This window comes from Kluyvera sp. (assembly GCF_047971185.1).
Classification (GTDB): domain Bacteria; phylum Pseudomonadota; class Gammaproteobacteria; order Enterobacterales; family Enterobacteriaceae; genus Kluyvera.
This window is the reverse complement of sequence record NZ_JBKDZH010000035.1, coordinates 42,289-66,166: the sequence shown is the minus strand read 5'-3', so window position 1 is coordinate 66,166 and position 23,878 is coordinate 42,289. Positions and strand designations below refer to the sequence as shown.

General features: G+C 58.4%; 16 protein-coding genes. 3 read left to right on the top strand and 13 right to left on the bottom strand.

From position 1 onward, the window contains the following. Positions 1-38 precede the first annotated feature (38 nt). Both ACK5JN_RS09925 and ACK5JN_RS09920 read left to right on the top strand, forming a co-directional pair. Positions 39-2,297 (top strand): FAD-dependent oxidoreductase, encoded by a 2,259-nt coding sequence (locus ACK5JN_RS09925; RefSeq protein WP_416870019.1) that lies wholly within the window; start codon positions 39-41, stop codon positions 2,295-2,297. A gap of 270 nt (positions 2,298-2,567) precedes the next feature. Next, positions 2,568-3,059 carry a winged helix-turn-helix domain-containing protein gene (locus ACK5JN_RS09920; protein ID WP_416870018.1) on the top strand — a complete coding sequence of 164 codons (492 nt, stop codon included), beginning with the start codon at positions 2,568-2,570 and terminating at the stop codon, positions 3,057-3,059. Between the two features lie 74 nt (positions 3,060-3,133). Here the strand turns inward: ACK5JN_RS09920 and ACK5JN_RS09915 are convergent, their stop codons facing one another. From ACK5JN_RS09915 to urtB, 9 genes are all read right to left on the bottom strand, one after another. Then, positions 3,134-4,141: a fimbrial protein gene (locus ACK5JN_RS09915; protein ID WP_416870017.1), complete on the bottom strand. Its 1,008-nt coding sequence runs from the start codon at positions 4,139-4,141 to the stop codon at positions 3,134-3,136. A gap of 6 nt (positions 4,142-4,147) precedes the next feature. Beyond that, positions 4,148-6,637 carry a fimbria/pilus outer membrane usher protein gene (locus ACK5JN_RS09910; RefSeq protein WP_416870016.1) on the bottom strand — a complete coding sequence of 830 codons (2,490 nt, stop codon included), beginning with the start codon at positions 6,635-6,637 and terminating at the stop codon, positions 4,148-4,150. Between the two features lie 26 nt (positions 6,638-6,663). After that, on the bottom strand, positions 6,664-7,293 hold the full coding sequence (locus tag ACK5JN_RS09905) for a molecular chaperone (protein ID WP_416870093.1): 630 nt from the start codon (positions 7,291-7,293) through the stop codon (positions 6,664-6,666). A gap of 103 nt (positions 7,294-7,396) precedes the next feature. Further along, positions 7,397-7,891, bottom strand: a complete 495-nt coding sequence (locus ACK5JN_RS09900; RefSeq protein WP_416870015.1) for a fimbrial protein — start codon at positions 7,889-7,891, stop codon at positions 7,397-7,399. 88 nt (positions 7,892-7,979) lie between these two features. Beyond that, the gene (locus ACK5JN_RS09895; RefSeq protein ID WP_416870014.1) at positions 7,980-8,654 is read right to left on the bottom strand and encodes a response regulator transcription factor; all 675 of its coding nucleotides are present in this window, start codon (positions 8,652-8,654) and stop codon (positions 7,980-7,982) included. Between the two features lie 602 nt (positions 8,655-9,256). Continuing rightward, complete coding sequence (gene urtE, locus ACK5JN_RS09890) at positions 9,257-9,955, bottom strand: urea ABC transporter ATP-binding subunit UrtE (RefSeq protein WP_416870013.1); 699 nt, start codon at positions 9,953-9,955, stop codon at positions 9,257-9,259. A gap of 1 nt (position 9,956) precedes the next feature. Then, the gene (gene urtD, locus ACK5JN_RS09885) at positions 9,957-10,748 is read right to left on the bottom strand and encodes an urea ABC transporter ATP-binding protein UrtD (protein WP_416870012.1); all 792 of its coding nucleotides are present in this window, start codon (positions 10,746-10,748) and stop codon (positions 9,957-9,959) included. Continuing rightward, positions 10,741-11,817 (bottom strand): urea ABC transporter permease subunit UrtC, encoded by a 1,077-nt coding sequence (gene urtC / locus ACK5JN_RS09880; RefSeq protein ID WP_416870011.1) that lies wholly within the window; start codon positions 11,815-11,817, stop codon positions 10,741-10,743. Before urtC ends, urtD begins: the two co-directional genes overlap by 8 nt. Continuing rightward, the gene (gene urtB / locus ACK5JN_RS09875; RefSeq protein ID WP_416870010.1) at positions 11,817-13,418 is read right to left on the bottom strand and encodes an urea ABC transporter permease subunit UrtB; all 1,602 of its coding nucleotides are present in this window, start codon (positions 13,416-13,418) and stop codon (positions 11,817-11,819) included. Before urtB ends, urtC begins: the two co-directional genes overlap by 1 nt. A 402-nt stretch (positions 13,419-13,820) precedes the next feature. Between urtB and iutA the strand changes: the two genes are divergently transcribed. Next, complete coding sequence (iutA, locus tag ACK5JN_RS09870; protein ID WP_416870092.1) at positions 13,821-16,022, top strand: ferric aerobactin receptor IutA; 2,202 nt, start codon at positions 13,821-13,823, stop codon at positions 16,020-16,022. Between the two features lie 261 nt (positions 16,023-16,283). Here the strand turns inward: iutA and urtA are convergent, their stop codons facing one another. From urtA to atzF, 4 genes are read right to left on the bottom strand one after another with little or no spacing between them, the layout of a single operon-like run. Further along, positions 16,284-17,555 carry an urea ABC transporter substrate-binding protein gene (gene urtA, locus ACK5JN_RS09865; RefSeq protein WP_416870009.1) on the bottom strand — a complete coding sequence of 424 codons (1,272 nt, stop codon included), beginning with the start codon at positions 17,553-17,555 and terminating at the stop codon, positions 16,284-16,286. 45 nt (positions 17,556-17,600) lie between these two features. Then, positions 17,601-18,299, bottom strand: a complete 699-nt coding sequence (locus tag ACK5JN_RS09860) for a GntR family transcriptional regulator (protein ID WP_416870008.1) — start codon at positions 18,297-18,299, stop codon at positions 17,601-17,603. Then, entirely contained in the window at positions 18,296-21,928 is a 3,633-nt protein-coding gene (gene uca, locus ACK5JN_RS09855; protein WP_416870007.1) for an urea carboxylase, read from the bottom strand. The genes ACK5JN_RS09860 and uca overlap by 4 nt, the downstream gene beginning before the upstream one ends. After that, positions 21,921-23,723: an allophanate hydrolase gene (gene atzF / locus ACK5JN_RS09850; RefSeq protein WP_416870006.1), complete on the bottom strand. Its 1,803-nt coding sequence runs from the start codon at positions 23,721-23,723 to the stop codon at positions 21,921-21,923. Before atzF ends, uca begins: the two co-directional genes overlap by 8 nt. Positions 23,724-23,878: the final 155 nt, after the last annotated feature.

Sequence of the window (23,878 nt, the reverse complement as noted above, 5' to 3'; positions counted from 1 at the left end):
CTGTTATTTTATCGCCAGAAAGGCAGGAATTACAATTTATGCAAATTTTCCAGCAAACCCATGAACGTGATTTTCCCCACCAGACTCTGCGTACCGATCTATTAGTCGCCGGCGGCGGCCTGGCGGGTCTTTGCGCCGCGCTCGCCGCCGCCCGCGACGGTTTGCAGGTGGTGCTGGTGCAGGACCGCCCGGTGCTCGGCGGCAATGCCTCCAGCGAAGTGCGCCTGTGGGCCAACGGCGCAACGTCGCACATGGGTAACAATAACCGCTGGTCGCGCGAAGGCGGCATTATGGGCGAGATTCTCGAAGAGAACCTGTGGCGCAATAAAGAAGGCAACCCGATGATGTTCGACCTGCTGCTGCTGGATTTAGCGCAGCGCGAAAAGAACCTCACCCTGCTGCTGAACACCGCTATTTACGCCGTTGAGCGTGAAGGTCAGCGCATTACCGAAGCCACCGGCTTTAACGCCGTCAATGAAACCTTCTATCACATTCAGGCCACGCAGTTCTGCGACGCTACCGGCGACGGCGTGCTGGGCCATCTGGCGGGCGCAGAGTACCGCGTCGGCGCGGAAGACGCGGAAGAGCTGGGCGAAAAAATGGCCCCCGGCGATAACTTCGGCCACAAGCTCGGCCACTCGATCTATTTCTATACCCGCAAAAGCGACGGGCCGGTGAAGTTTGTGCCGCCCTCTTTTGCGTTGCAGGATATTGAAGCTATCCCGCGCTACAAGCGCCTGACCTCGACGCTCAACGGCTGCGATCTGTGGTGGCTGGAATGGGGCGGCCGCCTCGACACCATCCACGACAGCGAGCAGATCAAATGGGAGCTGTGGAAAATCGTCTGGGGGGTGTGGAACTACATTAAAAACTCCGGCGAATTCCCGGAGGCCGAGAACCTGACCATCGAGTGGGTCGGCTCCATTCCCGGCAAGCGCGAGAGCCGCCGCTTTATCGGCGACCATCTGCTGTGCCAGCAGGATATCATCGAGCAGCGCGACCACTACGACGCAGTGGGCTACGGCGGCTGGTCTATCGACCTGCATCCGGCGGACGGCGTCTACAGCCAGCACGACGGCTGCCGTCAGTTCCACAGCAAAGGCACCTACACCATTCCATATCGCAGCCTCTACAGCCGCTCGCTGGACAACCTGTTCCTGACCGGGCGTCTGATTTCCGCCTCGCACGTCGCCTTCGGCAGCGCCCGCGTGATGTGCACCTGCGGCCTGCTGGGTGAAGTAGTGGGCCGCGCGGCCGCCCTGTGCCAGCAGCATCAGCTCAGCGCGCCGCAGCTGGCGGAGGCCAAACACATCGACAAGCTGCAGCAGCATCTCCAGCAAACCGGCTGCTACATTCCACGCCAGCAGCTGCGCGACCCGGCGCGCGGCGCGCGGGTCACCGCCAGCAGCGAACTGGCGCTGACCGCCCTCCCCGCCAGCGGCCGCTGGATGGCGCTGGACGATCGCATGGCGCTGCTGCTGCCGGTGAAAGCGGGCGAATCGCTGCCCGCCCTGCGCTTTACCCTGCGCGCCGCCAGCGCACAGCCGGTGCACATCAGCCTGTTAAGCAGCCAGAAAGCCGCCAACTACTGCGCCGACACGCTGCTCGACGAGCGGACGTTAACAGTGCAGGAAGCCGGGGAATATCTTGTGGAATTTGGCTGGCAGAGCGATGCCGACCGCTATCTGTTTATCGCCTTCGAGCGCAACAGCGAGGTGGAGATGGCGCTGAGCGATATCGCCTTACCGGGGATCATGACGGTGTTTAATAGCCAGAACGCCCGCGTGGCCAAGCACCCGCGCCAGGTGGTCGACGGTGATTACGGCGTGGAAGCGTTTGATTTCTGGGTGCCGCGCCGCCGCCCGCACCAGATTATGCCAGCGATTCAGTTCGCCACGCCGCTGCGCTGCTATGACGTGCAGAATTTACTGAACGGCCGCCTGCGCCCGGAACAGCAGATTAACGGCTGGGCGCCCGCGCTGGATGACGCTGCGCCGCGCCTGACCTGGCAGTGGGAAGCGCCGCAGACCATCAAGTCGCTGACGCTGCTGCTGGACAACGACTTTGATAACGCAATGGAAACCGTGCAGATGGGCCACGCGGAATCGGTCACGCCGCACTGCACCACCCACTACCGCCTGTGGGCCGACGATACGCTGATTGCCGAAGTGAGCGACAACCGTCACTCGGTGTGCCAGCACACGCTGGAAGCACCGCGTACGGTGTCAAAAATCACCCTTGAGCTGGTGAAATCGGCGGGGGCGGTGCCTGCTGTCTATTCGCTGAACGTGAAGTAACGGCCCACGCTAAAGCGTGAAAAATAGCCGTGGCAGCCCCTCATCCTTTTCAGGGTGAGGGGTTTTCATCTTTAAAACATATAAGTTCAGCACCACGCATTAGCCATCACAAATAATCATTACCCACTGTGCCAATTATATTAACCGCCCTATTCCCGGCTTCTGTATAAAACATAAGGGAACGTAAACTTTTTAAAATAGGCCAGTTAAAACTTTCTGACTGTATATAATTTCATAACTTACTACTTAAAATAATTATAAGGTATTAATATGAAAGGATTATACTTACTCAATAATCACATTTATTTTGACCCCGTTTGCGGCCAGCTTTCATCGTCTCCTTGTTTTTCCAGTAAAGTGGCGCTGAGCAAACCCGCCAGTCACTGTCTAAAATTACTGATTAGTAAGCAGGGAGAAATATGTTGTTATCCTTATCTCAGCAACCAGATATGGGGTGAGCGCGGAAAATGGATGAGTAATAATACTATCCATCAACATATTTATCAGTTGCGCCATCGCCTGAAAAAAGCCGGCATTGAGCGAGAATTGATTATTACCGTTCCACGTAAAGGGTTTCAGCTTTGCCCTAACGTTGCGGTATTGCCGGTCGATTTGTTCAATCATGAAGCGGCGAGCGACATCGCCTCATCATCTGAGCAAAGAATACTGTCGGGCGTGACGCTTTCCTCCTGGATCCTGTACACGCTGATTATCATGAACGTGATGTTAACGCTCATTCTGGTCGCAATGATTATCGGCTAACGAAAAAGACGGCAAAAGATTGTCATGAGAAAAGCTCAAAACGGTACTTAACCCATGATTTTTTCTCAGCATAATCACTCATAGTTAATCGTAAAGTTCGCCGTAGCGTTCGCTTCCCCGGCCTGGATGCTGCTTTCTGTTTGCACGTAGCGGGCCGTAAAGGCGTAGTTGTTGATGCCGCTGGTGGTGGTGCCTAGCGACAGCGCCTCGCCCAGCGTCACTTTATTCTGCCCGTAGAGTAATTCCAGGCCAACCCCTCTGGCGGTGGTGGTGGCATCAGGGTTGTTGAGCGGCAAAACGGTGCCGGTGCTCGTCGATACCCCGGTAAAGGTAATCGTCGGCTTAATACTGGAGTCACAGTCCATCCCCAGCGTGAAGCCCGTGCTGCCTGCGTTGCTGCCGACACCATTAAAATGCGAAACGTGCACCTCCCCTAAGGACACTGACGGCGTGCTATTGATTAACTGGCAGCTTTTGACGTTGACGGTAAAGCTGTTAAGCATGATATCAACCATATTCACGCCATCGGAGGTACGCCAGCGGGTTAATATTCCCGCCGGTACAACGCCGCCCTGCGAAATTCTTCCCGCCTGATACAAATAGACGGTGGCGTTGCCAATATCCATCCAGCGTCCGGAGCCGCTATTAATCGTGCTTACTGCACGAGTGTAATCGCCACCCGCGGTTGTCGGATATTTAATACCCGTCGCTGTACCGGGGGTATAGACAATATACATATAGAGATTGGGAATACCGGTCTCAATATAACCGGTATTTCCCGGCGAATATCCGGCCTTCAGCGCATAGGAACTGTCCGTCATCATAAAGCTTTCCCCCGCGGTGCAGGTGGCGATACGCAGCGAAGAGTTAATACCCATCGCCGATGCCATCGTTCCGTTACTTATCGCCACCGTCTGTTTCTGGGTGCCGGCGCTGACGCCCGGATCGAACGTCTCAGCGCTAAAGGAGACGGACACGCTGCCGGCTTTTCCGCCGTTTTGCAGCGTGCAGGTGGCCAGCGCGTTTGTCGCGCTGATGGAGAGCGCAACCAGCGCCGCAGAGACCGCATATTTTCTCATCATCACTCCTTAATTCGCCCGGCACTCAACATCCATCAGGGCGATGCCGTTAACCTTTTTGACGGTGCTTAAATCGACAGAAGCCAGACAACGCTGACCGCTGCCCCAGGCGACGCTGAGCACCGCCCGATCGTTCAGCCCGCTCAGATAGACCTCGCCGTGTTCATTGACGATACCGCTATGGCCGTCCCCGGCGTTGACCACCGCACCGTAAGGCACGTTTTTCCCCTGCCAGCGCAGCCGGGCGTAAAGACGGTTGCCACGCTGCGGTTTAAACTCCGCCAGCACCAGCGCGCCGCGGCTCGGCACCACGCGCTGCTGGGTATTGCCAATCTCTACGTCGTCATCAGCGCTTTGCGCGTCAATCGGAATGATGTTCTCCTGATAGACGGTCAGCCACGGCACAATGGCGTTGCCCGCGCTGTCGGTGGCAACGCCGGTGGTATTTTCCACTTTGAGGTTGCCGCCGCCCGGCGCATGCACCAGCGCGCTGGCGCCGCCTTCCGGCAGCTCCTGGCCTAACGTCACGCCGTAAGGATGCAGCACGACGGAACCCTGTAGGCCGTAGTTAAAGCGCCGGTTTTCACCGTATTCCGTGGAATAGCCCGCTGACGCCACGCCTTTACTGCCGGTGTAGCGAAGGCTGGCGGCGCTGCCGTTGCTATGCCCTGACTGGTCATCACGGCTGTAGCTTTGCGACAGAGCGTAGTTGAGGTTGTGGTCGCGTAACGCGGTCCCCGACAGCGTGGCCTGACTCTGGCTACGCCCGTTTTGCGAATGCGTCTGGCTGTAGCTCACCAGCGCCGTGTTATTCGGGCTCAGCCAGCGGCTCAACGGCAAGGAGAGGTTCAGTGAGGCAATTCTGTCGTTGCCGTCGCGCCCCTGGGTCTGGTTATCGCTGTAGCTCAGCGACACGCCCACCCCGGCGATGTTCACGTTGTAACCGAGCGTCATTGAACGCGTTTTACCGCCGTTGCCCTGCCAGTAGTTTTGCTGATACGCGGAGAAAGTCAGCCCGCCCCACTCGCCAAGGCTCTGGTTAAGAATCACCTGCATACGCTGCTTCGGCTGGCCGTACTGACGCGAATCGTTGGCGCGCCAGGCTTCGCTGGCCTCTTCAAAGCTGTAATAACCCGAGGTCGAGTAGCGATAGCCCGCCAGCGTCATGGTGGTATCGGTAGCGGTGATATTTTTGCTGTAGCGGAACTGCACGGAGTTACCCTGCGCTGCATCCCGGTCAGAGAAGCGGCTTTGAGCATGGGTAAAGTCGAGCGACACCGCCCCCAGCTCGCCCAGCCCCTGGCCGACGCCTATCGCCGCCGCCGCGTAGTGTTCCGCGCCCATCATGCCGCCGTACAGCGTGGTGGCGTTCAGCAGGCCGTAAACCACCTCACCCTGGGCAAATTTTTGCTGCGTCGCATCGGCGTTATCGCTGCGGTATTTGCCGCTGCTGAAGGCGTATTTCAGTTGCCCTTCGCGCACCATCGCTGGAGCGGAAGAAAACGGCTGCACAAACGAGCGCACGCTGCCGTCTTCTTCACGAATAATGACCTCAAGGTCACCGCTTGATGAGGTAGGGTAGAGATCGGTTATCTCAAACGCCCCCGGCGGAACCCAGGACTGATAGATAATGTTGCCCTTCTGGCGCACCTCAACCTGCGCGTGGCTCATGGCGATACCGCGGATAATTGGCGCAAAGCCCTGCTGGCTCTGCGGCAGCATACCGTCGTCGGAAGCCAGCATCAGCCCGCTAAAGTTAAAGCTGTCGAACACCAGCGCCGTCGTCGCGCTTTCGCCGATTTTCAGGCGGGAGCGCAGCGCGTGAATATCGCGCTCAAGCCAGGTTTGCATGCTCTGCCAGCGATCGCCGTCATGGTTATCGTGGCTGTAATAGCTGTAGTTGCGCAGCCGCCACGGCCCCAGATTGGCGCCGCTGCGCAGGTTGAGATATTGCGAGCTCTCTTTACCTTCGTCATAGCGCGACTCCATGCCGTTCAGGTTGTAGCTGGTAAACAGCATCGGCAGCCCGTCGTCCCAGCGGGTCGGTGAGACATCGCCGCGGATCTGCGGTTTTAGTGCCGCCTGAGGTACCGAGAGCAACAGCTGCTGCCGTGCCGGGTCAAAGAGGCTCGTTGCCTGCGGAATATACTTATCAATATCGGTCAGCGTCTGGTCAGCCCCCAGCGCCGCCAGCGATGGGAATTGCTCGGTACGCACGCCAAGCTCAGCGAGCAGCGTTGGTGAATAGACCGCGCAAAGCGTCTTCCCGCAGGCGTCGAAGGCGATGTTACTCTGCCCCGTTGAAATGCCGTTTACCAGCACATCAACGTTTAAGGTACCCGGTGATGCGGTCGTGGCATCGCTGAATGACTGAAGATTGAGCTGCTGCTTTTGCTCATCAGACAGATCTAAGGCGTTGGTATCAAAATAGAGATCGGCATACGCAACCAGGGGCGTACAGCCCCAGGTCAGCAAAAGCGCCAGCTTTTTTACTCTCATCTTCAATGTCCGTATTCTGCTGATGCTCAGAAATTCAGCGTGACCGCTGGTGTTAACCCGCCATAATCGTTGATTGCCTGAATCTCAAGCTGCCCCTGCCGCTGACCGTGTGGAATGGCATGGGTGGCAAAAGGCGCAATATAGCCCGGCGAATTCACAGGAAGCCCATTCACCCGCAGCGAACCGATATTGATAAAGTAGGGAGTAGGATTGCGCAGCGTGATATTTTTTCCATCGCCCTGAGCGCTAACCTGCTTCACCGAGTAGCTCGCCGCCATTGCATTCAGCGACGCCGGACGCCAGATCAATTTCAGCACGCTCTTGGTGGCAATGAGCATGCGGTTATGCTCACGATTATCCGACGCGGGTATCGCTTTCACGTTAAGCCAGAATAACGATTCACGATCGCTCGCCAGCCCCTCGCGAATTTTTGTCATGCGGATTTTCCAGGTCGTATCTGGCATTAATTTAAAAAGCGGTGGTGTAATAACGAAAGGTATCGGCGACGTACCGCGATCGCTATTCTCCAGCCATGACTGAACAAGATAAGGTCGGTTTTCTCCTGAGGTGCTAATCGTTATTGTCGCTTCTTTTTCCGACTCGTTATAAATGACACGCGTCGCGCTTAATGTAATACCCGCCCATACCGGGTGCATACCGCAGATAATCAGCAGTAGCGAAGTTAATAATTTCAATTATTATTCTCCAGAGCAGATTAACCGGAGTAAAAGAGCTGGCTCAGCACCAGCCCGCAATAAATTATGGATAAACAATGGTAAAGTTAGAGGTTGCAGAAATATCCCCGCTGGTCACGGTGGCCGCGGTAGATTGCAGTTTGGCCGAGAAATTCAGCGTATTTGCCGCAGTCTTTGACAGCACATAAGCACTGGACGGCGTATTGGGCAGCACCAGCTGGTTATTCGCATCATAGAGCGCAATCCCGACATCGCTCGCTTTACCCGTACCGCTATCGATCAGGAACAGTTTGCCTTCCGGGTCGGCATTACCGTCAAAGCGAACGGTAGCGCTTTCATAAGGGCAGTTGGTCAGGGTCAGTTGGAAGGAACGTCCACCAACCGAATCCCCTTTTGCCGCAAAAGAGCTGGCGGCAATGGTACCGAAATCCACGGTGACGTCAGACGTGGAAATCGTGCAGGAGGTATCGGTAATATTACCGGTAAAAGTAATGGTGCCATCGCTCGCAAAGGCACTGGCGCTACATAATAAAAATGCTAAAGACGCGATGTGTTTCATGGAAGTATCCTTCTAAATAAAAACCTCCCCGGCTTTTTTATGCCGCTGATGGAGGTGCTGTTGATGATGTTAATTCATAACCAGGGGCTTATATTATTGAGGAGATACGCATTATTTTATGTAGCTCAATAATATTTTTCACACCCAACTTGGCATAAATTCTCTGTCGATGGGTGTAAACCGTTTTTGTACTTATATATAATTCTTCGGCAATTTCCGCCGGGGTTTTTCCCTGCGCCAGATGGTTAATCACTTCCAGCTCTCGTTTCGACAGCCCTGAAAACATAGATTCTGAGCAGTTGATCATTAAACGCTTTGAGCGTGAAAAACGATTCAACATTAACGTTGAACGGCGCTGCATTAATGCGCCCAACTGTACCAGGTTACGCTTTATCCCTGAAATGCTTTCATGGCGATTAACCAGAATGTCGCATAATGACATTAATACTCTGGTAAAAGGGTTCTGATAGTCAAAGAATTCATTTACGATAACCATCACACGAATCTTCGGATACTCTCTTTTTATTCTGCTGAGAATGCTAATCGTCTGCGCACTGAGATCGTCATGAATATCTACAATCAGCGCGCTACAGTTGTTAACGGCCAACACGTGATTAATATTTTCCTGATAGTTCGCATGAAAAGTACTGGTCACCGAGTTTTTGTTTATCAACGAAGCAACGTCAGTTTTCACTTCAGTTACGAGAAGCGTTATCGCCTCGCTAAAAATAAAATCATCACTTAAAATCAGTATTGAACTCAATAGGGCGCTCCATTCTCTAATTGATTCTAATTAATATCCTCGCTCACTCATCACCCCATATTCCTTACAATTGATGAACAAATTTTAAATAAAATAACCATACTTTTTCAATTGGGATTAATCCTCACTCTTTGTAGTAAAAATCCTAAAGATGGTCGTTATTGACCTCCATTAAGGAAACTTTCTTTTTTTTAAAGATAAAACGCCGTCATCATTAAATCCAATGACATTTTATTAACATATTATTTAAGAAATTAACCCATGAATATCAATAAGTTACTCCAAATCACTTAAGGTTATTAAGCATTACTTTGCAAATTTGATCTTGTTTAATATTTCATTAAGCAAAGCTATCAGCGGGTTCGTTCTTTTTTTACGACGATGACACATCGGTTGCTACGTCAATGCAAAATGATTTAATACCACCAAAGGGGGTAGTCTTTGAAGATTTCTGTAATGATGAGGGGATTTAACAACAAATAATTTCAATAATTGAAGAAAATGCTCCTTCAGATAGTTCTGAATATGAATAAACAAGTTAGGTGATAATTCAGAAAGTATTTTTCAGATAAAAAAAGGCCCGCTCGCGGCGGGCCCTTTTTTTATATTGCCACTAATTGCCTGACCCCCTGCGCCTCCATCTCCTCCCCGCGCCCGCGTTGCACAATCGTGCCGCGCGACATCACCAGATAATGATCCGCCAGCTCGGCGGCAAAATCGTAAAACTGCTCCACCAATAGGATCGCCATGTCGCCGCGATTGGCCAGGCTGCGGATCACCGCGCCGATCTCTTTGATCACCGAGGGTTGGATCCCTTCGGTCGGTTCATCGAGGATCAGCAGCTGCGGTTTACAGGCCAGCGCCCGGCCGATCGCCAGCTGCTGCTGCTGGCCGCCGGAGAGATCGCCGCCGCGTCGTTGCTTCATATCACGCAGCACCGGGAACAGCTGGTAGATCTCTTCCGGTACGCGTTTTGCCTGGCTACCGGAGAAGCGCGATAGCCCCATCAGTAAATTTTCCTCCACCGTCAGGCGCGGAAAAATTTCCCGCCCCTGCGGGACGTAGGCAATGCCCTGCTGCACGCGCTGGTGCGGTTTGCTGGCGTTAATCAGCTTGCCCTGCCAGTGGATGGTGCCGGACTTCGCCGGAATCAGCCCCATCAGGCATTTCAGCAGCGTGGTTTTACCCACTCCGTTACGTCCCAGCAGGCAGGTGATTTCCCCCGGAGTGGTGTCAAAAGAGAGGCCGCGCAGAATGTGGCTACCACCGTAATACTGATTTAAATCATTAACCTGTAACATATTAGCGCCCCAGATAAACGTCGATAACCTGTTCGTTGGCCTGCACCTCGCGCAGCGATCCTTCTGCCAGCACCTGCCCCTGATGCAGGACGGTGACATGGTCGGCAATGGTCTCCACAAACCCCATGTCGTGCTCCACCACCATCAGCGAATGTTTGCCCGCAAGGGTGCGGAACAGCTCGGCGATGTAGTCGGTTTCCGCGTCGGTCAGCCCGGCGGCGGGTTCGTCCAGCAGCAGCAGGTGCGGCTCCTGTACCAGCAGCATGCCGATCTCTAAAAACTGCTTTTGCCCATGAGAAAGGAGCCCGGACGGGCGATAGCGATGTGCGGTAAGCCGCAGCAGTTCCAGCACCTCGTCAATGCGATCCCGCTGGACGCCGGTGAGTCTGGCCCGCAGGCAGGTCCACACCGACTTATCCATCTTCAGGGCGATTTCGAGGTTTTCGCTGACGCTCAGCGCTTCAAACACCGTCGGCTTCTGGAATTTACGCCCAATCCCCGCCCGGGCAATCTCCACCGATGACATCCCCATCAGGTCGATATTCTGGTCGTAGGTCACCGTGCCGCTGTCGGGCCGCGTTTTGCCGGTGATGACGTCCATCAGCGTGGTTTTGCCCGCGCCGTTGGGGCCAATCACGCAGCGCAGTTCCCCAACGCCAATCTTCAGCGACAGATTGGTCAGCGCGCGAAACGCGTCGAAGGTGACGTTGATGTTATTCAGCTCCAGCACCGGATCGGTGGTGTGGCGATAGCGGTCCTGCGGCAGCGTTTGGGTAAACAGTGAATCAGTCATGCTTCCTCCGTTTAAGCAGGCCAATCACACCGCGCGGCAGAAACAGCGTGACGAGGATAAACATCAGGCCGAGGAAAAAGAGCCAGAAGTCCGGGAAGGCGACGGTGAAGTAGCTTTTAGCGCCGTTAACGATGCCCGCGCCGAGGATCGGGCCAATCAGCGTGCCGCGCCCGCCGAGCGCCACCCAGATGGCGGCTTCGATGGAGTTGGTCGGCGACATTTCGCTGGGGTTGATAATGCCTACCTGCGGCACGTACAGCGCCCCCGCTAGCCCGCACAGCACCGCCGAGAGCGTCCAGACAAACAGCTTGAAGCCTTTGGGGTCGTAGCCGCAGAACATCAGGCGGTTTTCCGCGTCGCGTACGGCGGTCAGCACGCGGCCAAACTTGCTGCGGGTCAACATCAGGCCAATCGCCAGCGAACCGGCCAGCAGCAGCACGGTGGCGACAAACAGCGCGATACGCGTGCCGGTGGCGGAGACCGGGAAGCCAAGCAGCGTGGTAAAGCCGGTAAAGCCGTTGTTGCCGCCAAAGCCGGTTTCATTGCGGAAAAACAGCAGCATCCCGGCGTAGGTCAGCGCCTGAGTCATGATCGAGAAGTAGACGTCCTTAATGCGCGAGCGGAAGGCAAAGTAGCCAAACACCAGCGCCAGCAGGCCCGGCACGAGAATAATCAGGCACAGCGCCCACGCGAAATGCTGGGTGCCCGCCCAGAACCACGGCAGCTCGCTCCACGACAGGAACGACATAAAGGCCGGCAGCCCGTCGCCCGACGCCTGGCGCATCAGGTACATCCCCATCGCATAGCCGCCCAGCGCAAAGAACAGACCGTGGCCCAAAGACAGCAGCCCGGCGTAGCCCCACACCAGATCGAGCGCCACCGCCACCACCGCGTAGCAGAGGATCTTGCCAATCAGCGTCAGCGTATAGGTTGAGATAGCCAGCGGATGCGTCGCGGGCAGCAGCGCGAAGAACGGCAGTATCAGTAGCGCCGCCAGCACCAGCGCCGCCACCAGGCCGGTTAATCGTGGCGCGCGACGCGCAAGGGTTAACGTAATAGGTTGGCTCATCAGTCAATTACCCGCCCTTTGAATGCGAACAATCCTTGCGGCCGTTTCTGAATAAACAGCACGATCAAGACCAGAATGGCAATTTTGCCCAGCACCGCGCCAATCTGCGGCTCCAGCAGCTTGTTGAGTACGCCAAGCCCCAGCGCGGCCGCCACGGTGCCCGCCAGCTGCCCCACGCCGCCGGTGACCACCACCAGGAAGGAGTCGATGATGTACCCCTGCCCCAGCTCCGGGCCGACGTTCCCCAGCTGCGACAGCGCTACGCCGCCCAGCCCGGCGATGCCGGAGCCGAGGCCAAAGGCCAGCATATCGACGCGCCCGGTCGGCACGCCGCAGCAGTCGGCCATACGGCGGTTTTGCGTTACCGCACGTACGTTCATGCCAAGACGGGTTTTGTTGAGCAGCAGCCAGGTGAGCGCCAGCACGCCTGCGACAAACAGGATCACCGCGATGCGGTTATACGGCAGCACCAGGTTTGGCAGCACGTTCCAGCCACCCGACAGCCAGGCCGGGTTTGCCACTTCCAGGTTCTGGGTGCCAAACAGCACGCGCACCAGCTGGATGAGCATCAGGCTGATGCCCCAGGTGGCCAGCAGCGTCTCCAGCGGCCGCCCGTAAAGGTGACGAATGATGGTCCGTTCCAGCGCCATTCCCACCGCGGCGGTGATAAAGAACGCCACCGGCAGCGCCACCAGCGGGTAGAGCGCCAGCCACTCCGGCGCCAGGCGCTGGAAAGCGTCTTGCACCAGCCAGGTGGAATAGGCACCCAGCATCAGCATTTCACCGTGGGCCATGTTGATCACCCCCAGCAGGCCGTAGGTGATCGCCAGCCCCAGCGCGGCTAACAGCAGGATAGAACCCAGAGAAATACCGCTAAACGCCTGCCCTAACCAGTCGCCCAATTTCAGGCGCTGCTGCACCTGCTTGAGGCTCTCCGCCGCCGCCGCACGCACCGCGGCGTCCGGTTCATTTTGCGGCTGCGTCAGGCGATTCAGACTGGCCTGCACCTGCGGATCGCTGGCCTCGCCGAGCAGCTTTACCGCCTGGAGCCGTTGTTCGGCGCGGCTGTCGGAAAGCTGGAGGTTAGCGACGGCAATCGCCAGCGCGGTATGGACGCGATCATCCTGTTCGGCGGCCAGACGCTGAGTCAGCATCGGTAGCTGATCCTGCCGGGCGCTGTTTTGCAGCGTCAGCGCCGCGTTGAGGCGCACGTTATCGTCCTCACTCACCAGCTGATGCGACGCCAGCGCGCTGGCCACCAGCCCGCGAATGCGGTTGTTCATAAATACTTTTTTGGTGTTCCCCGCCGGGGCGGCATCGCCTTCCAGCGGAACGAGCTTGCCGCTGCGCTCGTCGAATAAACGTCTGTCGGCATCGCTAACCACCGATTCATGGCGCAGCGCCTCCAGCAGCGGCAGCCGCTCCGCCTGCGGGGCCGCAGCCCAGTGCTGGAGCAACGCCGCCTGCTCGCTGCGGCTGGCCTGGCCGTAGTCCGCGGCAGGGCCCGCAGCCGCCGGTAAGCTGAGCAGGGCGGCACAGAGAAGGAGAAAGGCCAGAGCCGGCCATCGCGCCGCCCGCGATCTGCTGATGCTAAATGTCATCGTTGAATTCCTGTTGGTATACAAGATGGAATTCATTTAGCAAGGCATATGCCAAATATTTAACAGTCTGTTTATAAAAGGCTTAAAGATAAATCAGGTAACGGTATTGCCATCACGCGCACCGAAACGGCACATTCGCGCACGTTATTAGCGCAATCTGTCACAGCAAAAGGAGATGGCTATCTTTTCCTGCCAGATAGCTAACTTATGGCTACGCCGTGCAGTGTCATAACCGCGGTTTACCCCTCCCCATCCAATTCAAAAATACTTTAACAAAACCAGAAACAATTATTGATAATAAGAAACATTATCCTCACAATTCGCATTCGCGGCCTCGCGCTGCTTTTTAACTCACTTAACGCATTTTTTGGGCTGGCCGTTGTCAGCCCGTGCATAGGAATGATGATGATTACTAAAAAGCATACCCTCTGGGCGCTTAACCCCCTGCTTCTCGCCATGATGGCTCCCGCCGTGGCGCAAACCACCGATGATGAAAACATGGTGATCTCCGCCAACCGCAGCAACCGCACCGTCGCGGAAATGGCGCAGACCACCTGGGTTATCGAAAACGCCGAACTGGAGCAGCAGATTCAGGGCGGTAAAGAGTTAAAAGACGCGCTGGCCCAGCTGATCCCCGGCCTCGACGTCAGCAGCCAGAGCCGCACCAACTACGGCATGAACGTACGCGGCCGCCCGCTAGTGGTGTTGATTGACGGCGTGCGCCTGAACTCATCGCGCACCGACTCCCGCCAGCTCGATTCCATCGATCCGTTTAACATTGAACACATTGAAGTGATCTCCGGCGCCACCTCGCTGTACGGCGGCGGCAGTACCGGCGGTCTTATCAATATCGTGACCAAAAAAGGCCAGCCGGAAACCCAGGTAGAGTTTGAGGCGGGAACCAAAAGCGGCTTTAACAGCAGCAAAGATCACGATGAGCGTATTGCCAGCGCCGTCTCCGGCGGCAACGAGCATATCGCCGGGCGTCTGTCGGTGGCCTATCAGAAGTTCGGCGGCTGGTATGACGGCAACGGCGATGCCACCCTGCTCGACAACACCCAGACCGGGCTGCAGTACTCCGACCGCCTCGATGTGATGGGGACCGGTACGCTGAATATCGATGAAACCCAGCAGCTACAGCTGGTGACGCAATACTATAAGAGCCAGGGCGACGATGACTACGGGCTGAATCTGGGGAAAGATTTCTCGGCCATTTCCGGCACCAGCAAGCCGTACGTCAGCAGCGGCCTGAACTCGGACCGTATTCCGGGCACCGAGCGCCATCTGATCAGCCTGCAATATTCCAACAGCGATTTCCTCGGTCAGGAGCTGGTCGGCCAGGTGTACTATCGCGATGAGTCGCTGCTGTTTTACCCGTTCCCGACCGTGAACAAGCAGCAGCAAGTCACCGCTTTATCCTCCTCGCAGCAGGACACAAATCAGTACGGCGCTAAATTAACGCTGAACAGCACCCCGCTGGACGGCTGGCAGTTGACCTACGGCCTCGACGCCGATCACGAGCGCTTTACCTCTAACCAGATGTTCTTCGACCTGCCTAAAGCCAGCGCTTCCGGCGGGATGAATAACCAGCAAATTTATACCACCGGTCGCTACCCGGGTTACGACATCAGCAACCTGGCGGCGTTCCTGCAATCCAGCTACGACATCAACGACATCTTCACCCTGAGCGGCGGCGTGCGCTATCAGTATACCGAGAACAAAGTCGATGATTTTATTGGCTATGCGGTGCAGCAGCAGATCGCCGCCGGGACGGTGAAATCTGCGGACGCCATTCCGGGCGGCTCTACCGACTACGATAACTTCCTGTTTAACGCCGGGCTACTGATGCACCTCACCGAGCGCCAGCAGACGTGGTTTAACTTCTCGCAGGGCGTGGAGCTGCCGGACCCAGGGAAATACTACGGTCGCGGTGACTATGCAACGGCGGTCAACGGCTATCGCGCGCTGACCAACAGCGTCAGCGTGGACGGCAGCAAGCTGGAAGGAATTAAGGTCAACTCCTATGAGCTTGGCTGGCGCTACACCGGCGACAACCTGCGCACACAGATTGCCGCTTATTACTCGCTGTCCGACAAGAACGTGACGGTGAATGACGATCTGACCATCAGCGTGGTGGACGACAAGCGCCGCATTTACGGCGTCGAAGGCGCGGTGGATTACTTTATTCCGGATACCGACTGGAGCGCCGGAGGGAACTTCAACGTGCTGAAAACCGAGTCAAAGGTGGACGGCAAGTGGGAGAAATATGACGTGAAGGTCGCCAGCCCGTCGAAGGCCACCGCCTACATTGGCTGGGCGCCGGAGCCGTGGAGCCTGCGCGTACAGAGCACCACCTCGTTTAAGCTAAGCGACGATGCCGGCAACCAGATCGACGGCTACACCACCTTTGACCTGCTCGGCAGCTATGCGCTGCCGGTGGGCAAGCTAAGCTTCAGCGTTGAAAACCTGTTCGACCGCGACTACACCACCGTGTGGGGGCAGCGCGCGCCGATGTACTACAGCCCTGGCTATGGCCCGGCGTCACTGTATGACTATAAAGGCCGTGGACGGACGTTTGGGTTGAACTATTCGGTGCTGTTCTGATGGAAAAGCAGTGCCGTTAGCTCGGGTTAGGACGAAAAACCGGATATTTGTCAGTAAGGTGAAGGGTTCCGTTCACTTTACGTCGAGTGGAATATGGCGTTCCGTCACCGGTGAACGGGCCAAGGGGGGCGGCCGCCCCCTGCGTGCTCCCTGCGCCCGTGCAATTTATATGGCTGGAGCGGAAAGGGAGCGCAACAGAGTGATAAACCCAAATGCACTTCCCCTATGAAATAACGCCCCAGCGCTCCCCGCTAACGAACCTTACTTCCCACCCGTTTTCACCGGCGTATCCGGCTTTTTATCATTCCCCGGAATATACGGACTCCACGGCTGAGCGCGCACCGGCTTATCGGTATTCCACACCACGTTAAACTGACCGTTCTCTTCAATTTCGCCAATCATTACCGGTTTGTGCAGGTGATGGTTAGTGGCATCCATGGTCAGGGTAAAGCCGCTCGGCGCGTTGAAGCTCTGCCCCGCCATCGCGGCGCGCACTTTATCCACGTCGGTGGTGCCCGCTTTCTCAACCGCCTGCGCCCACATATGAATGCCGACGTAGGTCGCTTCCATTGGATCGTTGGTCACCACGCTATCGGCGTTCGGCAGCTTGTGCGCTTTGGCGTAGGCGCGATAGTCGGCGACAAACTTCGTATTCACCGGGTTACTGACGGACTCGAAGTAGTTCCACGCCGCCAGATGGCCCACCAGCGGCTTGGTATCAATACCGCGCAGCTCCTCTTCCCCGACCGAGAAGGCCACCACCGGCACGTCGGTCGCCTTAATGCCCTGGTTCGCCAGCTCTTTGTAGAACGGCACGTTGGAGTCGCCGTTGATGGTCGAAATCACCGCCGTTTTACCGCCCGCGGAGAATTTCTTGATATTGGCGACGATGGTCTGGTAGTCGCTATAGCCAAACGGGGTGTAAACCTCTTCGATGTCCTTATCCTGAACGCCTTTGGAATGCAGGAAAGCGCGGAGGATCTTGTTGGTGGTGCGCGGGTAAACGTAGTCGGTACCGAGCAGGAAGAAGCGCTTCGCGCCGCCGCCGTCTTCGCTCATCATATATTCCACCGCCGGGATCGCCTGCTGGTTTGGCGCGGCACCGGTATAGAACACGTTCGGCGACATCTCTTCGCCTTCATACTGGACCGGGTAGAACAGCAGGCCGTTCAGCTCTTCAAACACCGGCAGCACCGATTTACGCGATACCGAGGTCCAGCAGCCGAATACTACCGCAGCCTTGTCCTGAGTCAGCAGCTGGCGCGCCTTTTCGGCGAACAGCGGCCAGTTGGAGGCCGGATCCACCACCACAGGCTCCAGCTTTTTCCCCAGCACCCCTCCCTTAGCGTTGATTTCATCGATGGTCATCAGCGCCACGTCTTTCAGCGGCGTTTCTGAAATGGCCATGGTGCCCGACAGGGAGTGCATAATCCCCACTTTGATGGTGTCTGCTGCGTAGGCCTGTAACGAGAAGCCGATGCTCAAAAAGGTGGCTGACAGGGCAAATGCTTTCAGTAAAGAACGTCTTTTCATGACCAAAACCCCTAAATGATATTGAGTGATAAATGTTGCCCGCCACTACGGTGAAACGGGTTGTAAACGTGCCTGCTGCAGCCGGTGTAAGGTTATTTTTCGGACCTCGGCTTTACTCTGGGAGATATGCGCAGTGAGGATCCGCTGCGCCTCTTCCGTCCGTTGTTGCGAAATCGCCAGCAGTACCTGCGCGTGTTCGCTGTAGGTCGCCTCCACCCGATCCTCGCGGGTAAAATCGAGGTGGCGGATGATGCGCATTTTCTCGGTCAGATCCACGTGGACACGGGCCATCTCGCTGTTGCCGGTGGCCCGCACCAGCGCGGTGTGGAAGGCTTCGTCCTGTCGCGACAGCGCCTTACCCGGCGCCATGCGCGGCGCGTCGCACCAGAAGGCCAGCAGCGGTGCCAGATGCTCGTGGCGGGCCTCGGCGGGCATAGCGCACAGGCGCTTTACGGCCTCCATTTCCAGCACGATGCGAAAGTCGTACAGCGCCTCGAAATAGGTGAAGTCGAACGGTTTCACCTGCCAGCCGCTGCGCGAGTAAACCTGCACATAGCCTTCGTGCTCCAGCCAGAACAGCGCCTGACGCACCGGGGTCCGGCTGGCCGCCATCCGTTCGGAAATTTCGTTTTCGCTGAAGTGCTCGCCGGGCATCAGGCGGAAATCAAAAATGTCGTTTTTCAGCGCCAGATAGATGCGCTCCGCCAGCCCGGCCTGGCGCTTTTTACCGTGGGTTTCCGTCATAGGGCACTCCCCTCTTCCAGCCACAGCAGCGCGTCGCCGGGGCTCACCGGACGGCCAGGCTGGCAGCCGATGCGTTTCACCACCCCCGCCTGCGGCGCGTGAATCGCCAGCTCCATCTTCATGGCCTCGACGATGATTAAGGTCTGCCCCGCTTCCACCATATCGCCCGGGTTCACCAGCACCTTCCAGATGTTGCCGTTCATGTCGGCGGTGACCGCCAGCGCATCGTCGTCAACGGCCGCCTCGGCAACCGGGGGCGGGAGATCGGCCGCGCTCTGCTGTTCATCGCGCTGCCAGCGCTCCACCTCGGCGTCAAACGCCGTGGACTGGTGCTGACGGAAGCGCGCAATGTCGTCGGCATGCTCGTCGAGGAAGCGCAGATGCGCCGGGAAGTCGAACTGCGTCTCTTCAATGCGAATCGTGGCGCGGCCTTCGCGGAAGTCCTCGCGCAGACGGTCCAGCTCGCTTTCGCTGACCGGATAGAAGCGCACCTGATCGAAGAAGCGCAGCAGCCAGGGCTCGCCCGCGCTGAACTGATCATTTTTGAGGAACTTGTTCCAGATGGGCAGCGTGCGCCCCACCAGCTGGTAGCCGCCGGGGGAGTCCATACCGTAGATGCACATGTACATGCCGCCGATCCCCACCGTGCCTTCGGCGGTGAAGGTACGCGCCGGGCTGTACTTGGAGCTCAGCAGACGATGGCGCGGGTCAATCGGCACCGCGCACGGCGCGCCGAGGTAGACGTCGCCCAGCCCCAGAATCAGGTAGCTGGCATCAAAAAGGGTCTCTTTAACCGCTTCACGGCTCGGCAGACCGTTGATGCGCTGAATAAAGTCGACGTTGTTCGGCAGCCACGGCGCGCTGGCGCGGACGGTGTCGGCATAGCGGCTGACGGCGTCGAGCGTGGCGCTGTCTTCAAACGCCATCGGCAAGTGCACAATACGCGACGGCACCTTCATCTGGCTGACGTCGCCGATGCGCGCCTCCTGCTCCAGCAGCAGCGCCACCAGCGCCTGCTGGCTGATTTCACGGCTGTCGTAGCGCACCTGTAGCGAACGCACGCCGGGCGACAGCTCTTTAATCCCCGGATGGGCCAGGGTATGCAGATGCGCCATCAGCACGTGAACCCGCAGGCGCAGCGCCAGATCCAGCACGTTTTCGCCGTACTCAATCAGAATGTAGTTATCGCCCGCCTGGCGGTAGACGATGGCGGGGGTAGTGAAGGTCGCCGGTAGCGACACCAGCCCGGCCGCAGAGACGCCGTCGCGGTCGGCCAGCGACGGCATGGCAAACGTCGGCGGCGCGCTGGTCTGCAACGTTTCAATGCTGCGGTCCATGGCCTTCTCACGCGCCACCGCGTCCTCCACGCTAATCGGGTAGAAGCGAATGCGGTCACCCGGTTTCACCTGGCCGACTTTCCACAGCTCGGCTTTGGCGATGGTCACCGGGCAGACAAAGCCGCCGAGGCTGGGGCCATCGCGGGTGAGGATCACCGGGAAGTCGCCGGTAAAGTTAATCGCGCCAATCGCGTATTCACAGTCGTGGACGTTGGACGGATGCAGCCCCGCCTCACCGCCGTTCGGCCGCGTCCAGCTCGGTTTTGGCCCCACCAGCCGCACGCCAAGGCGGTTGGAGTTGTAGTGCACCTGCCAGTCGCTGGCGAAGAATTCGTCAATAGACTCCTGGGTGAAGAAGTCCGGCGCGCCGTGCGGCCCGTACAGCACGCCGATACGCCAGACTTCACCGTAGGTAGGAATCAGTGCGGGCGATAGCGCCCGGGCTTCGCTTATCGGCGCGGGCGTCGTGCAGGCCGCCAGCTCGGGGCGCGAAATAGGTAGCTGATCCGCCACCCTGAGCGTGCGCCCGGCGTGGCCGCCAAACTGCCCCAGCGCGAAGGTAGAGCGGCTGCCAAGGTATTCCGGCACGTCGAGACCGTTACGCACCGCCAGATAACCGCGGCACCCGGCCTGCGCGCGGCCCAGCGCCAGCGTTTGCCCGGCCTTCACCGCCACCGGCTGCCACAGCGCCACCGCGTCGCCGTCAAGCTGCGCCTGGCAGTCGGCCCCGGTGAGGGCAATCAGCGCGTCGCTGTGAAATTGCAGCACCGGCCCTTGCAGGGTGAACTCCAGCCCCGCCGCCGATTCATGGTTGCCGACGATACGGTTTGCCAGGCGGAAGGCAAAATCATCCATCGGCCCGGAAGGCGGCACGCCGATATCCCAGTAGCCCTGGCGGCCGGGATAATCCTGCACGCTGCTCCAGGTGCCGGGCTGGATCACCTCGATCGCCGATGAGCGGACCACCACGCTATCGAGCATCCGCGTCCACGCGCTGCCGCTGACAAAGGCCTCGCTGGCGGTGATCTGCCGCAGGTAGTCAAGGTTGGTGGCGATGCCGTGCAGACGCGTGGCGTTCAGCGCGACATGCAGTTTGCTCAGCGCGGCTTCGCGGGTGTCGGCGTGGACGATCAGTTTGGCGATCATCGGGTCATAAAACGCCGACACTTCGCTGCCGGTGGTCACGCCGGTATCAATGCGCACGTCATCCGGGAACACCACTTCCGTCAGCACGCCGGGGCTGGGCTGGAAGTTTTTCAGCGGGTTTTCCGCGTAGATGCGCACCTCGATGGCGGCCCCCTGCGGTGCCTGCGCCAGCCGCGACCAGTCGATCGCTTCCCCTGCCGCCACGCGCAGCATGCACTCCACCAGATCCAGCCCGGTCACGCTTTCGGTCACCGGATGCTCCACCTGCAGGCGGGTGTTGACCTCGAGGAAGTAGAACGCGTCCTGCGCGGCATCATAAATAAACTCAACCGTCCCGGCGCTGCGGTAGTTCACCAGCTTGCCGAGCTGCACGGCGGCATGCAGCAGCGCCGCGCGGGTGGCGGCGGGCAGGTTCGGCGCGGGCGTCTCCTCCACCACCTTCTGGTTACGGCGCTGCAGCGAGCAGTCGCGCTCGCCGAGCGCTACCACGTTGCCGTGACCGTCGCCAAAAATCTGCACTTCGATATGGCGCGCGCAGTCGATACAGCGTTCAACAAACACGCCCGCGTCGCTGAAGAACTGTTCGCCCAGGCGGCGCACGCTCTCCCAGCCCTGCGTCAGCGCCTCGGCGTCGGCGCAGCGCGTCAGGCCAATCCCGCCGCCGCCCGCGGTGCTTTTAAGCATTACCGGATAGCCCACCCGCTCGGCGGCCGCCAGCGCCTCGTCGAGCGAGTTCAGCAGCCCGGTGCCCGGCGTCATCGGCACCCCCGCCTGCGACGCCAGCTCGCGGGCGCGGTGCTTAAGGCCAAACTCGCCGATCTGCTGCGCGGTCGGGCCGATAAAGACGATGCCCGCTTTTTCACAGGCGTCGGCAAACGGCAGGCTTTCGGAGAGGAAACCGTAGCCCGGCCAGATCGCCTGCGCGCCGCTGTCGCGCGCCGCCTGAATGATGCTGTCGATTTTCAGGTAGCTGTCGCTGGCCTTCTCACCGCCCAGCGCCAGTGCGATATCGGCCTGCTTGACGTGTTCGGCGTTTTTATCGGCATCGGAGTAAACCGCCACGCTGGTGATCCCCAGGCGTTTCAGGGTGCGGATGGCGCGGCAGGCAATTTCCCCCCGGTTAGCAATCAGGACGGTGTTAAACATGGTCGTTCTCCTTGCGGGCAATCCAGTGGCGCCAGCCCTTAAAGTCGGTTATGTCCGTGGCGTCGTTGAGCGCCGCCGGTTCACAGATAAAGCCTTTCACCCAGCGGCCGTCGCTCAGCTCCAGCGAGCCGATGCCCAGCGGGGCCGGAATTTCCGCGACAAATTCGCCAAAGCGCGCCAGCGGGATATCCCACAGCTCCACGTCGATCGCCGCACCGCTGGCCGCGCGGGCGATGCCGGGTTTCGGCGGCTGAGTATTGGCCAGCGCGTACAGGCGGTAGCACGGCGCGGTCTGGGTAGCTTCAACAAACGCCGCCCGGCGGGTGGTGAGCTGGAAGTTGAGCGGCATGTCGCGCAGGTGCGCGCCCACTACCGCCACGCGCACGTGTTGAGCGGAGCGCGGCAGCGTGCCAACCTCCTGGGGCAGCGGTCGCCCGGTCGCCCCTAGCGGCAGCGCCAGCTGCTGCTGCCAGCGCAGGCCAAAGTCTGCCAGCGCGCGGTCGTGCCATGCCGGAGCAATCAGCGTAATACCTGCGGGCAGGCCGTCGGCGCGGAATGGCGCCGGCAGCGCCAGCGCGCTGAGATCCGCCAGGTTGGTGAAATTGGTGTAGGTGCCAAACTGCGAGTTGAAGCGGATCGGCTCCTGCTTCATCTCTTCGAGGGTGCGGATCGTCGGCGACGTGGGGACCACCAGCGCGTCGACCTCGCCCAGCGCGCGCTGGATTTTTTGCGCCAGCTCGGCGCGCAGGTACTCGGCCTTAAAGGCATCAACCGCGCTGTAGTTCAGCCCGGCGGCAATAATGGCATGGACGGTCGGGTCCATCCGTTCGGGGTGCTGGAGCATTTCACCCACCGCCGCCGTACGCTCGGCCACCCACGGCCCCTGATAGAGCTGTTCCGCCAGCTGTGAAAAGGCGCTGAAGTCGATCGGTTTGAGCGTTGCGCCGCTGTCATGCAAAGCGTCAAGCGCCCGTTCCCAGGCCGTTTGCGCCTCGGTATCGCCAAAGAAATTCAGCACTTCGGGAATGGCAAACACCGGATTGGCCGACATCGCCGCGGGCGCGGTGGCCGGATGGGTGCGGGAATAGGCATCCTGCTGATCGTAACCCCCCGCCAGCGAGGCTACGGCAAACGCGTCGTCCACCGTCAGGGCAAACACCGACAGCGTATCGTTCAGACGGCAGGCCGGTACCACGCCCTTCGCCGACAGCCAGCCTTTGGTCGGCTTCAGCCCGACAATATTGTTAAACCCGGCAGGTACACGCCCGGAACCGGCGGTGTCGGTGCCGAGAGCAAACGGCACCAGGCCGCGTGCCACCACGGAGGCGGAACCGGAGCTGGAGCCGCCGCTGACGTAGCGGGCGTCGAAACTGTTCACCACCGCGCCATACGGCGAGCGGGTGCCCACCAGCCCGGTGGCAAACTGGTCAAGGTTGGTTTTGCCGATCGCAATGGCCCCGGCCGCTTTCAGCCGCGCCACCGCCGTGGCGTCCTGCTCGGCCACGTAGGCAAAGGCCGGGCAGGCTGCGGTAGTCGGCCAGCCTGCCACGTCGACGTTATCTTTGACCGCAAAAGGAATACCAAATAAGGGCAGCGCGTCAGGATTATTGCGATAGAGAGGAATAAGCACATCCAGCTGCACCCGCAGCTGGGCTTCGCTGGCGATCGTCAACCATGCGTTATCGTCCGTTGCCAGCGAGGAAATATGCGCCTGTAATAATGCGAAGACTTCATCACTATTTTGCCTGATGTATTGACGCCAGCCCGCCAGCGTTTTTCCCGTCATTAAAGCCATCGTTGAATCCCTGTTGGTATACAAGATGGAATTCAATTAGCAAGGCCTATGTCAGATATTTAATTTGTTGTTTTGTATTGAATTAAAATTAAACGATGATTTTTATGAAATATTATCGCGCACCGTAAACGCACACTCTCGCGCAATTAAGGTGC